Origin of the sequence: Pluralibacter sp., from assembly GCF_019237635.1 — a bacterium.
Classification (GTDB): domain Bacteria; phylum Pseudomonadota; class Gammaproteobacteria; order Enterobacterales; family Enterobacteriaceae; genus Enterobacter_B.
Window position 1 is genome coordinate 21,201 of sequence record NZ_JAFAGS010000170.1, and the last position, 12,937, is coordinate 34,137.

Here is a 12,937-nt window from a genome sequence, read left to right on the forward strand (position 1 = left end):
GGGTGCTAATGGACAATGAATTGTTTAGCTATTCTTTTTGATTATTTGTGCAGGCATTTTGCCGCGAGAATGAGAGGTAAGAGACATTTTACGGCCCGGCGGCGTGATACCTGTAAAGGTGAACCACCCATTTCAACACGGAGAGTTAACACCATGTCAGATTCTCGCACGCTACCAAAATTCGACAGCAGCACATCATTTACCGGGCTGGATTTTCTTGCCCGCAGCCTGATCAGGATGGAGCAAAATGGCACGCGCCTCGAACCCGGTGATATGGCAGGCAACATGACCGATGAGCAAAAGGAGATTTTTATGGCGCGGGTCGCATTTCATCGGGATTGCCTGAGCCATAAAAAATAGGTTGTTATCCGGGGGGCAAAATCCCCATAAGGTAAAGCGGTTACCGTAAAGCCAAAGGGCCGGAGATTTCTCTCCAGCCCTTTGGCCGGCGCTGTGGCACTGTCAGACGGATATTTCCCGACGCTCAAGTCTGGTTGGAAAGCAGGTAATATGAATTAGTCATGTTTTCCGACATGAGGTTTAAAGTAACCGATTCCAATCGTCTGTCTGAAGCGCCATGGTTGCCATTGCGGCCACAAAATTTCAGCAATCATCGCGATCGCTATCCAGCGGAACCAGGTCGCGAAAGTATTGCTCAGGCCCTGTGGTTCTTTGTAGCCTTTTACCCAACCATCATACCCTCTCTCCCCAAGCAGAGTATCCGGGAAACCTCCGTCGGGGTTCTGGAAATCAAGGAGTTCAATCAGCATATTGCGTAGCCAGAATTCAATTTCATCGCGGCGGTGAGGACATCGTGAATGCCCATGCGCCAGAATATCGATGATATCAACATCAATACAGCTGCTGCGTATGGCGATCGGCTGTTCCAGGCAGCGGCTCATTGACTGGTTGAAGTGGGGAATCTCTTCATTCATGGCATAAAAGAGATGCAGATTATGTGTGGCACCACAAAGCGCAAAGAGCAGGGCTTCCTGGCTGAACTGCTGCCCCGGACCCCAGAATCCTGAGTAGGGTTCGCTTTGTTGATTGTGCCAGAAGATCATGTCCTGTAATCGTTGGCTTGCAGGACCGTCAGGGTTCCGCTGCTGCTCTAGTAAAAGAAAGCTGCCGAGATTTACAATATTATTACCTTCCAGCCAGGGATCGCGCATATCGCGCTGACCCAACCATGCCCGGAAATACAGAGGATCGAGAAACGGTGTCAGAAACGGGAGATTAAGAGAATCCAGTTGGTCTAACGCTTCTAATGCTCCCATGCAGTAGTTTGTCGCATGGAAGCGCATATACTGGCGAGTTTCCTCAATATTTGAACGCTTCCATGTGTCACTCCACTGCAATCCTGGCAACAGGAAATAACCATCTTCCTGCTGGTGACTTAAAATCCAGTCGGCCAGTAACTCTTTTTCTTCAATATGATCGCCTAATAATACCCGCGCCAGCGTTCCATCATAGGTGCCTGATAACAGCATCTGTGGCCATGATTCTGGTTGATGGTAGTGACTGACACGCAATACTCCAGGCGTGGCTCCAGGAACCTTCATACTATTAAGCCAGTTAATACTGTTTTCTTTTGCTTCAAGAATGCGCTCTTGTAAAAGATTGTCTGTCAATTTCATGGAGTGACCTTTTTAATTTGATTTTTGTTTAGCATGAGCCCTGGTATTTATAATTTTGCTGCCGACATTGTGGGGGTCAAAAAATGCATGATGATAAAGCCAAGCAGATAGGCGAAACCACCCATAAGAAAGATTGACCAATAGCTTCCTGTCGCCTGTAAAATATGACCGGTGGCCTGAGTAAACAGAATTGAACCCATTGAGCCAATTAAGCAGCCAATACCTACAACAGCGCCAACGGCCTCTTTCGGGAACATATCAGATACGCTGGTATAGAGATTGACAGACCAGCCCTGATGCGCGGCTACCGCGATACCGATAAGTGCGACAGCCAGCCACAGATTAGAGACGTTAGAGACAAGTAAGATAGGCAAAACACAGGTAGCGCACAACAAGAGCGTCAGCTTACGCGCTTTGTTGACAGCGACTCCCCGGTTGATCAGCCATGCTGGAAGGTAACCCCCAGCCAGTCCTCCGACAGTGGCCAGAATATTGATCAATACCAGGGGTGTTGCCATGTGCGCCATATCGATGCCGCGAGCGTCATGCAACCACTTCGGTAACCAGAACAGGAAGAACCAGAAGATAGGGTCTGTAAGAAATTTACATAAAGCAAAGGCCCAGGTCTGGCGATATTTTAATAACCCAATCCAGCTGATTTTATGCGGTACTGCGGTAGTAGCGTCAGCATCTTCATCCTGATGGATCCAATGTAATTCTTCCTGATTCACTTTTTTAACTTTACCCGGTTTGCCGTATAAGAACAGCCAGAACACAATCCAGATAAAGCCGACCGCACCTGTAACAACAAACGCCTCGCGCCAACCCCACTGTAAGGCAATCCAGGGGATGATAATCGGTGCGAAAATATTACCCACATTTGAACCAGAGTTAAAAATACCGGTAGCAAAAGCACGTTCTCGTTTCGGAAACCATTCTGCCGCAACCTTTACCGCCGATGGAAAGTTAGCACTTTCGCCAACCCCCAGAAGAACCCTGGCATAAATAAATCCGGTTACTGTACTAACCGCACCATGAGCCATTGCCGCCAGACTCCATATTGCCAGCGCGACAGGCAAAATCAGCCGGGCGCCATAAACATCGACAATTCGACCACAAATTAATAACCCGACAGCATAGGCAGCCTGAAAGGCCGTGACAATATTACCATATTCAATTTCTGTCCAGCCGATATCTTTTTGTAGCATTGGGGCTAATAGCCCTAAAATAGAACGGTCAAGGTTATTAATAGTGACGGAAAAAAAGAGCAGGGCGCATATTGTCCATCGATAGCGACTCCTGGCCATCTGTGGTTTTGTTATGTGTGCGTTAATGTCTTGCTGTAGCTGACTCATCGTATTTATTCTCCATGTTATTGTCATACAGAATGCGATTTTTATGCCGCTACAGTGTATGGGGCTGTTGCTAAAAAAGAGAATGACAGAAAATTAAAATGAGATCTTAACGTTCGTTCTGTTTTTATTTGTTATCTATGTCACATTCATTGATGTTTAATGTGATGCAGATCACCAAGGTTAAAATAAAATTGTGACGTAGCTCATCTCTCAATGGTGGGTGTTTTTGAATTGCATCACAGTTTTAATTTATTTGGTGTCTTCTGTTGCTCCTGCGTCCACCACTTTTTATCTTCAGCAGATTCATATCCGCTATTCTTCGCAAAACTTTTCTTTGAGAGGAACTTTCATGCTGGAGAAATCTGATTTAGCTGAGAATGCGGTTGAGTGTCTGCATAACGAACACTACGATCGCCCCTATAATTTGCAAAACCTCAACCATCAGACGCTGCTTTTTACTGGCGGGCGGAAAGGGGAAAGTCTGAGCGGTGACTGGCGTTTCACTCTTGATCTTCATGATACAGGACTGAGACAGAAGTGGTTCTTAATGCAAAAGCAAGACGCCGAGACACGCCGGGACCCGTACGACTATGATCCTTATGCAGGTACAACCGTCCCTGTTCCTGGTTGCTGGCAGATGCTTAACGATAAATGGTTCTATTTTGAAGGAAGCGCATGGTACACCCGCGAAATTGATTATGTTATGCAGGAGCCGGATGAGCGTGTTTTTTTACGCATTGGGGCTGCGAACTATGACTGCAAAATATTCCTCAATCATCGTTTTATTGGCAATCACTATGGTGGTTCAACCCCTTTCTGTGCCGAGTTAACGGCAGAGCTACAAACGGGGAATAATGTGTTAATGATCTGTGTGAATAATACACGGACGACAGACCGGCTCCCTTTGCGAAATAATGACTGGTTTAACTATGGCGGGATTTATCGTGAGATAGCGCTTATCCGAACGCCTCAAAGCTACATTCATGATTTGTTCGTTTATCTTGTCCCTGACGGAAACTATAACCGTGTTGCGGTGAAAATTGCCATTGACGGGGCGGCGACAGACGTCGAGATTTCGATAGCTGAACTCGGTATCAACCAGACAATACCGGTTGTGGAGGGGCAGGCTGAAGCCATTTTTTCCGTTCAGCCAGAGCTGTGGTCGCCTGAAAACCCTAAATTATATAAAGTCAGGGCGTCGCTTGGGCGCGATAGCGTGGAAGACGATATCGGGTTTCGTCAAATCGAGGTGGTGGGGACCGATATCCGTCTGAATGGAAAATCGCTTTACCTGCGTGGCGTCAACTGCCATGAAGACGATTTACTTGTAGGCAAAATGACGAGTGAAGATGATATCCGCCGTCGTTTCCGCGATGCCAGGGCGTTGAACTGCAATTATTTACGTCTTGCGCATTATCCCCACCACGAACTGGTGGCGCGTATTGCGGATGAAGAAGGGGTGCTACTTTGGGAAGAAATCCCTAACTATTGGGCGATCGATTTTAGCAACCCCGCGACTCAGCGTGATGCGCATAACCAACTGATGGAACTTATTATCCGTGACCGAAACCGTGCCAGCGTAATTATCTGGTCGGTTGGTAATGAGAATGCGGATACTGATGAACGTTTGCAGTTTATGACATCGTTAGTTAATGCCGCCCGGCAGGCCGACCCCAGCCGTTTGATATCTGCAGCCTGCCTGGTCAATCACGCTAAAATGAAGATTGAAGACAGGCTGGCAGAGTTTCTCGATATCATCGGGTTGAATGAATATTACGGGTGGTACGAAGAGAATTTCGACGATTTGATTGTACTGGGGGAAAATTCATCACCGACCAAACCCGTGGTTATTACGGAGACCGGGGCGGAAGGCGTACTTGGCGAACATGCACCTAAAACCGGGCCGTTTTCTGAGCATTACATGGCGGAAGTTTACCGTAAACAAACGGCCTATCTGCCCCGGCTGACTTATGTTCGCGGTTTCACCCCCTGGCTGTTGTACGACTATCGTACAGAGCGTAGGCAAAATCCCTATCAACAGGGGCTGAACTGCAAAGGGTTAATTGCGGCAGATAAGCTTACCCGCAAAGCGGCTTTTTACATCTTGCGGGATTTTTATCAGCAACTCAAAGAAACAGAGTCATCGTCCGACTAGTCCTGTTCAAGACTTTCCGCCAGGGTTAACAACCTGGCGGGATCAAAGAGCATAGCCAGATAGTGAGGCTGCTGTTGTTCCTCCTTATCCAGCCATTCCCCGAGACGATTTGCCAACTGACGAAGCTGGTTTATTTGTCTGGTCAGTTCGACGTGGGAAACGCCATTGAGGCTGCCATATCTTTCCAGCATTAATTTCATGGCAACGCCCTTCGCCACGTCATCAAACAGGGTGGTATACCAGGGCACTCTTTCCCAGACGCGTTTAAACAGGTTTCTGTTTTCCTCTGAGATATGAGTATGCTGCAACATAAAGTGCAGTTGACTACGGGTATGCTGAGCCAGGAAAAGCGCCCGCTGTTTTTCTAACAGCAGCAGTTGGTATTGTTCGTTACCTGTCGCCGGATCGTCTGGCGGGAAAAGCGCAGAAACGGCAAAGTCGTCCGAACGCCGGGAATGGAGCTGTAGCTGTTTGACTGCCTGCGAGAAGGTCTTCGGCACCTGGCTGTAATGATGCAAAACGTGCCCAAGAATATAGGGCGTTTTCTTCATCCATTCATGACTGCTGATATAGAGTTGATGAAAAGCATCCAGTTCCGTTTTCTCAACCTTATGACCCAGCATGTCGGTAAGCCAGCAATGAAATGCCTGCTTTTCTGACATCCCCATTTCACGGCCAAACATTGCCAGACCATGCAAATTGATCGAATTGACGGAGTTAATCAGTGAACTGTTTGAAATCCACTCCCAGCTTAACCGACCTGTGACCGCCTCCAGACGATCTCCGGTCACATTTTCAACCCAACTCAGGCGCCCCTGAATCTCCTCCAGCAGATAGCAAGGCAGAAGCGTCCAGCCATATTCCAGACCCCACAAATCAAACTCTATCCATTTGATACGGTCTTCAAGCTGCATAAAAAGCGGATTGGTGGCAAATCCAGGTCGATAACCGGCAGGAACCGCTTTCAGGGACACGCGCACATCTTTGGGCAATACCTGCAAGGCGCTCAGTAGCTGCCAGGGCGCGGCTTCGTCATCCATATAGTCACGCAGCACCATTTTCTTTCCAAGACTGCGCAACGTTTGATAAAGATAAGGTAGCGTTGATGACCAGTTAGCGCGATAAGGCAGATGTCTGGGAAGTGTAATAATCACGCCATCTATCGCGGGCAATTGACACAATGTTTCTGCGAGTTCTTTCTGATAAAAATTCTTCCAGAATATTTCGTCTGCATTGCTGTTTTCTATCAGCGCATATTCAGGATATTTTTCCTGGAGCTTTCCCCCGAACGGAAACGCTTCCCCTTGAAGCCAGATGCCAATGTTGGACATATTGCAATAGCGGCATAATCTTTGAATATATAACAGTTTTTCTTGCCGCTCACACAGCAAGTTATCTTTACCATGCAGGCAATAAGCAGAGGGATTAACCAGCAAAGCGAATAAATCTTGTTGATGAATAACCAGACCGTTAAAGCTGTCTCGCTTCATCAAGCTAATTATTTGCTGCAAATAAGGCCAGTCCCAAATAAGAGATGAATTCACTTCCAGTAAACGCAGGGGGGTCAGAGCGTACATTTCATCTCTCTCATCGGTATTTGAGACGAGTGTGCCCACATGGTGACGACGCGTCAACCCAGGGTATTTTGAATCGCTACGGAGAAGCCAGGCACTTCCGAGGCGTTGATAACATTGGCGCTCATCTTCAGGAGTCCAAGGTACGACTGCATAAACCCAGCAGGTCGATACCGTCCCAATACCAGCCAAAGGTCAGCGCCTGCCCAGTCGCCACTACCCGATCGATACGACAAGCAGGCATCTGTGGCAAGGCATCCTTGAACTGCTCCCGATGTTCGCCCACCCAGACGCAAGTCTGCATATCCCATGGTTGTGACAATAGATCCGTCAGGTCGTCGGCCACAAACTCTGCGATCGTACCCCCGCCAACGTAGCGTAACCGCAGGGAAGCATTTGGTGTCAACGAGGTGGCGCCAGCGAATGTGCTCAGTTGCCCCATCTCGTCCAACGCAGCATTTTGCTGGCTGTTGATGAGTCGCTCCATCGCCAGGGCGGGATCCTGGGCAAAGGGGGAGAAGAGGGTGCCCAGTAGACGCTGCCGCAGCGCGTCATCTGGCGTGCCCAACCAGCAGAGTGTGGTGGGCGAGGCACAAGCCTGCTGATTGAAACGGGTGCAATCTTGTTGTAACGCCACTATCATCTGCTGCCACTGAAGCGAGTCCAGCCCAGCCAGCCACTGGCTATCGAGTACCGCCATGGAGCGACGATCCGGAAATACCGCTTCCTGAGCCCCCGGGGAGAGGCGAATCTTCCTGACCTGACGAATGGTCTCATCTCCGCCCCAGATGATGCGCAGTCGGCAACGCTCGGACAGCCAGGCTGTGACAGACTCGTCATGGTCATAACGAATAAATCGGGTCCGCATGGCAATCATTTGCCACTTTGGCAAGGCAAACAGTTTGCGCAAGATGGCCAGCATCGCTTCTTGCACGGGATCGGTACGCGACGACAGGCGCACCACGCAGGAATTACCCATCAGCAACGCCATCAGCCAGGAGTAGAAGGCCACTGTCGGCACGTTAGAAGGCACCAGATGAAACACTATCCCAACAGGTCCTCGTCCTTGCATCCGCGTCTGTTGTTGATCCAACTGGCGTGAGCGCAACCAAAAGCCGAATGCGGCCAGATCGGGCCAGTGGCGTCCCTCTCGTTGCAAATGGGCCGACAGGTCCGCCACAAAGTCACGAATGATGGGGGCGAAGCAGGGCAATGATTGCGTGACAAAGCTATCCCAGCCAGCTTGCGGAGCTACAAAGCTGACGTCAGGCCCCGATTGCCAGCGCTCATCGCGCCGCGAATTTACTGGAAGGTGTCGCTGCATCCCCTCACCTCTGCGCCAGCCTGACGCCCTGATACCTGAAAATAGCGGCCATGACGGCCACAAGGGCAGTCATCTTCTCCCAGCAGCATGCCGAGATCCTCTGTCAGCAGGCTATGACCCGGATAACTTGTCGGGATGGTGGAGAGCACCTGCATCAGACCTACTTCTCCCACCCCGAGGGGCCGATGGGTCAGCGGATCGCGCACCAGGAGATCGGCAAACAGGGGGGCATGCAGATGTCCCTGCTCGCACTCGACAAAGATCGAACCAACCTGCTCCACCATACCGTAGAAATTGTGTACCCGGTTCACCCCCAACAGCGCATGGCAATGCTGCTTGAAAGCCGGATTGTCCACCGCCAGATGCTGTAGCTTTTTCCAACCGCCGCTATGAAACAGAATGCCCTGCGACAGGGGGAGTTGCAGACCGCGCTCATGCAGTGGTTTCAGCAGACACTGCCAGACCATGAAGGTAAAACCGAACAGCAACACCGGTTGATTGGCGTATTTGACACAGAATGCCTCGATAACCGGCCAATTGGGCCGCATCTGCTCATCAAGGGCATAGGTGTGGTCGCGCCCGAGGAACGACAACCCCAGCGCTCCCGCTCCGCGCGCCGAAAAACCACTGCGGTCCTGAATGAGTGCGGGCTGCTCTATCAGCAACATGGGCAGACGCGACTTGCCGACAAACTCCTGCAATATTTTCACCAGTACCTTGCTCTGCAGGGCGGCAGTTTCCTTGTCCAGCACGATGCGTGAAGGCATCCCCGTCGTACCCGATGAAGTAAGCACCTTGAACACGTCGCCCGACGGCACGCTCTGCCATTGGGCCAGCTTGAACAACCTGGCAGCCAGGTAGGGTATGGCATCATAGTCGGTAGCCTGTGCATCCCAGCCGAAGGCCTGTAACACCCGGGCATAAGGGGAACAGTGGTTGATATGGTGCTGGGTCAGAGCATTGAGCCTGGCAAGCAGCAGCGCCTTTTTATCGGCCTGCGGCAGATGGAAGATGGGGGATGTCAGCAGCGTTTCCATCAGGGGTATTTCTCTGATCCCGTTGGCTCAACCAACGCAGCCAGGGCGGTATAGTCGAGCTTGTGATTGGCCGTGCGTGGTAACTGATCAACTGTGATGACCCGTATTGCCCGTGGAGCGACCATCAGCCATGACGCCAGTTGTTGCTGCAACTCATCCGGCCGCTGTTGCTCCTGGGGTTCGATGACCACCAACAGGTTATCATCATGCCCAGTTCCCGCTCCCAACCATCCCCAGAGATGTAGCTGGTTCTCAACTTCTGTCAGGCTGACTCGCTTGCCGAACAGCTTCAGAAAACGGTTGAGGCGACCGCAGAGGTAGTATCGACCCGCTTCATCACGGTAAGCCAGATCGCCGGTCGCCAGTTCACCTAACTGCGCCTCCTGAGCCAGATCGCCTGTGCAGGTTGCATATCCCATCATCACGTTGTCACCGCGATAGATAAGCTCGCTTTCTCCGCTACTCTCCAGCATGCGCAGTGAGAACTGACCACCAGGAATGGCACGGCCAATGCTATCGGGATGGGCCGCGACTTCATCTGTTGCAAGCCAGGCCATGCGGGCAGTGGCCTCGGTCTGGCCATACATCACGAAGAACCGGCGACCCAGTTGCAGCGCCTGCTCCGCGAATTGCCGTGCCAGAGCGGGATCGAGTCGTCCCCCCGCCTGGGTCAGGGTACGTAGCGCCGGATAACGGGTCCAGTCAAAGCGCAGTCGCGCCAGCATCTGATAGGTAAAAGGTACCCCAGCAAAGCTGGTTACATCATGAAGTGCCACTTGTTGCCAGAAGGTGCGTTCCAGCACACTCCCTTCGTACTGCACCAGGGATGCCCCTACTCGCAAATGGCTATTGAGTACGGAGAGGCCGTAGGAGTAGAACAGCGGCAGGCTGGTGATGGCCCGTTCACTCTCCGTCAATGTCAGATATTCGGCGATGGCGCTGGCATTGGCTACGATATTACGGTCAGACAACCGCACCCACTTGGCGCGGCCTGTACTGCCGGAGGTTGGTAGCATCACTGCGAGCTCGGGATGCAGTATCGGCACCGCAGCGTTCAAAGATATCAACTCACCAGCCTCATCTACCCGGTAATTGGCTCCAAACTGCTTACAGCTGGCTTCATGTTGCGGCCATGACAAGGCCGGATCGGCCAGCATCACCACATGCCCCTGGCAAAGCGCAACAAGGTAGTGCAACAGGTGGGACGTGCGGGTAAAGAAGGGCAGGTAGATGAGGCTGCGCGCACTCGGATAGGTGGTGGACAGTTGTGCAACCCGCCGCGCCAATTCGCCGTACGAGAGCCAACCTTCCTGTGGATCACACCACGCTGTGGCCTGATTGGCGGTATGCAGATGGGTGAGCAGAGGATGAGACGGGTTCATCAGATCACCATTCCCCCATCCACCCCGATCACCTGACCGGTGACATAGCTGGCCAGATCAGAGGCGAGGAATAGCGCTACCCTGGCCACATCGTCCGGCGTGCCGATCCGCCCCATGGCGATGCTGGCGAGACGCTCTGCGAACTTGTCATCCGGGAGCCCACGAGCCATATCGGTGTCGATAAAGCCGGGGGCGATGGCATTGACTCGAATCTGGCTGACCGCCAGCTCTTTGGCCATCGACTGGGTGATTCCGATCACCGCCGCCTTGCTGCCGGCATAACCGCTGAGCCCGGCGGCCCCCACTCGTCCCATTAAGGAGGTGAGATTGATGATGCTGCCACCACCGGAGCGCTGCATCAGGCGAGCGGCATACTGGCTGCAATAGATCACGCCGAATGTGTTGCAGCCAAAGGTTTTTTCAAGATGTTCCCGGTTGACCATCCCCAGGAGAACATCGTCAAGCACCCCTGCATTGTTTACCAGCACATCTAACTGACGAGTCTGCGCAAACAACGTCTGGAACGCCTGCTTCACGGCCTGCGACTCTGCCACATCAAAGCAAAGCGGCTGGCAGGGCACACCGAATTCGGCACTCAGGTCGCCCGCGACCTGAGCCATGACGACCTTATCCCGGCCACCCAACCACAGCTCGGCGCCATTAGCGGCAAACAGGTGCGCGATGGCAAGACCAATTCCGCGTCCCGCCCCGGTGATCAGCACCCGTTTGCCCTTGAGCAACCCATTCATCAAAGGGCGATGCCGTATTTGGTCAAGATCTCCCGGGCCTTGATTACCGAACTCATGTCGATGATGTCATCGGTATCAAGCAGCACGTTGTAGTGATCCTCCAGTTGAGCAATCAGCCCCATATGAGCAACAGAGTCCCATTGAGGGATCCCCTGGTAACTCAGCGCATCGCAGACCTGTTCAATCGGGATACCTAGTGCATCGGCAAAAATCTGTTCAAGCGGCATCATCAATACCTTTAAAAAGAGCAATCAATTGGCATATACGACTAAACAGAGCTTCCGCTTAAGCCGCATACCGTTTTAATTTTTTTACTATGCTAACGATTCATCCCGCGAGCATGGTCCTGGTGAAATCACATCACTGAGCCCTCACACCTCATTGACCAGTGCAATATACCATTCTCGTCTGAATGGAGGCTGGACCGCGAATGTCAGGGCCGTTGTCGTCTCTGGTATAATGTATACAGCCTTATATACGCCGATATGCAGCCCTTTTTATGGCTATAATCGGAAAATGTAGAAAAATAAATATTTACAATAAATGTGTGGTGTAACAAAAACACAGTCGTTCAGATTATAAAATCTGATGGATATATAACTATGGAGTGACATTCAGGTCATTACACTGCAGGATGACTTATTCACCACCTCACGGTAGAATAATTTATGGCGTCTGGTGAAGAAAGACATTGTACCGGAGCAGTGGTGTCGCCGAAGGTGATGTTTTTTTGCATGTTCTATCGCATTTTATTACATTCGTTAGCTGACCTCTTTCATGGTCGTCTGACATAATTAGCCGGGTACAAGTAAGCAAATCGTTCTTCTGCAATGTCGATGAAGTTACTTATCGTGCAAGGAATTTAATCTGTTTAATAAGTATGAGTGGAGTAGGTATGTCGACCTGTGAGATATGTGATGGAAAATTAAATTTTTATTTTAAAAAAAATTATAAAACCTCTCCTTATGCTAGTTTAATGGAGCCATGGGGAGATATCGAGTACCATAAATGCACCCACTGTGGCTTTGTTATCTCAAAAACACATCAACAAGCTACGGAAGAGTTGTGGTCAGAACTGAATTATCGTTTTCATCATCAGATAGAAAATGCTAATGGGAAATTCAAAATACCCAATCAGCCACCTTATGCCATGCAAGCAATGATGTTGAGCATTTTATCTAACCATAACGTGATTGATTTTACCGATAGCCTTGACTTTGCTGGAGGTTATGGCCGGCTTAGCTACATTTTGCAAAAATACTTCCATATGTCGCTACCCGTTTATGATCCTTTTGTCACCAGAGATGATGAATCTATTCACTACGTAGCCGATATTAATGATATGAAATTTGACACTGTATTTAACTCTGCGATGTTTGAACATATTCGTACACGACATGACCTGGAATGTGTCAATGCCTTAGTAAAGGAAGAGGGGGCATTGCTTGTGCACACGGTGGTGGCGGAAACAGTGCCTGCTGACCCCGAGTGGTTCTATCTTGAACCTCCCGTTCACACTGCATTTCATACCAACAAAAGCATGAGCATACTTATGGATGAGTGGAATTATAAAGCCTCAATTTACTCTCCATTCAGTAAAACCTGGTGTTTGCTACCAACTGCTTCTGAAGCAATTGAACGTACAGTCCAGGATGTCAATACTGAATTGCAATCGACATTTCTAATCTATAAAAAAGGGTTTGTAGATTATTGGAAATAGAGTT

11 protein-coding genes are annotated in these 12,937 nt (G+C 50.4%); 3 read left to right on the top strand and 8 right to left on the bottom strand.

Going from position 1 to position 12,937, the window contains the following annotated elements; all coding sequences use genetic code 11:
- Window positions 1-153 precede the first annotated feature (153 nt).
- Window positions 154-360: a hypothetical protein gene (locus tag JO226_RS19925; protein WP_296406645.1), complete on the top strand. Its 207-nt coding sequence runs from the start codon at window positions 154-156 to the stop codon at window positions 358-360.
- A gap of 155 nt (window positions 361-515) precedes the next feature.
- On the opposite strand, the gene JO226_RS19930 is transcribed toward JO226_RS19925, so the two are convergent.
- The gene (locus tag JO226_RS19930) at window positions 516-1,637 is read right to left on the bottom strand and encodes a hypothetical protein (protein ID WP_296406647.1); all 1,122 of its coding nucleotides are present in this window, start codon (window positions 1,635-1,637) and stop codon (window positions 516-518) included.
- Window positions 1,638-1,684: 47 nt separating this feature from the next.
- The gene (locus tag JO226_RS19935; RefSeq protein ID WP_296406649.1) at window positions 1,685-2,992 is read right to left on the bottom strand and encodes an MFS transporter; all 1,308 of its coding nucleotides are present in this window, start codon (window positions 2,990-2,992) and stop codon (window positions 1,685-1,687) included.
- Between the two features lie 349 nt (window positions 2,993-3,341).
- Here JO226_RS19935 and JO226_RS19940 point away from each other — a divergent pair, with 349 nt between their 5' ends.
- Entirely contained in the window at window positions 3,342-5,147 is a 1,806-nt protein-coding gene (locus tag JO226_RS19940) for a glycoside hydrolase family 2 protein (RefSeq protein ID WP_296406651.1), read from the top strand.
- Here the strand turns inward: JO226_RS19940 and JO226_RS19945 are convergent.
- From JO226_RS19945 to JO226_RS19970, 6 genes are read right to left on the bottom strand one after another with little or no spacing between them, the layout of a single operon-like run.
- Complete coding sequence (locus JO226_RS19945) at window positions 5,144-6,913, bottom strand: hypothetical protein (RefSeq protein WP_296406653.1); 1,770 nt, start codon at window positions 6,911-6,913, stop codon at window positions 5,144-5,146. The genes JO226_RS19940 and JO226_RS19945 overlap by 4 nt on opposite strands.
- A complete protein-coding gene (locus JO226_RS19950) occupies window positions 6,852-8,045 on the bottom strand; it encodes an acyl-CoA reductase (RefSeq protein ID WP_296406655.1) in 1,194 nt (397 codons plus the stop codon). Before JO226_RS19950 ends, JO226_RS19945 begins: the two co-directional genes overlap by 62 nt.
- Window positions 8,024-9,082: an acyl-protein synthetase gene (locus JO226_RS19955; RefSeq protein ID WP_296406657.1), complete on the bottom strand. Its 1,059-nt coding sequence runs from the start codon at window positions 9,080-9,082 to the stop codon at window positions 8,024-8,026. Before JO226_RS19955 ends, JO226_RS19950 begins: the two co-directional genes overlap by 22 nt.
- Window positions 9,082-10,464 carry an AMP-binding protein gene (locus JO226_RS19960; RefSeq protein WP_296406659.1) on the bottom strand — a complete coding sequence of 461 codons (1,383 nt, stop codon included), beginning with the start codon at window positions 10,462-10,464 and terminating at the stop codon, window positions 9,082-9,084. Before JO226_RS19960 ends, JO226_RS19955 begins: the two co-directional genes overlap by 1 nt.
- Window positions 10,464-11,213, bottom strand: a complete 750-nt coding sequence (locus tag JO226_RS19965) for an SDR family NAD(P)-dependent oxidoreductase (protein WP_296406661.1) — start codon at window positions 11,211-11,213, stop codon at window positions 10,464-10,466. Before JO226_RS19965 ends, JO226_RS19960 begins: the two co-directional genes overlap by 1 nt.
- Window positions 11,213-11,440, bottom strand: a complete 228-nt coding sequence (locus JO226_RS19970) for an acyl carrier protein (protein WP_296406663.1) — start codon at window positions 11,438-11,440, stop codon at window positions 11,213-11,215. Before JO226_RS19970 ends, JO226_RS19965 begins: the two co-directional genes overlap by 1 nt.
- A gap of 668 nt (window positions 11,441-12,108) precedes the next feature.
- Between JO226_RS19970 and JO226_RS19975 the strand changes: the two genes are divergently transcribed.
- On the top strand, window positions 12,109-12,933 hold the full coding sequence (locus tag JO226_RS19975) for a methyltransferase domain-containing protein (RefSeq protein WP_296406665.1): 825 nt from the start codon (window positions 12,109-12,111) through the stop codon (window positions 12,931-12,933).
- Window positions 12,934-12,937: the final 4 nt, after the last annotated feature.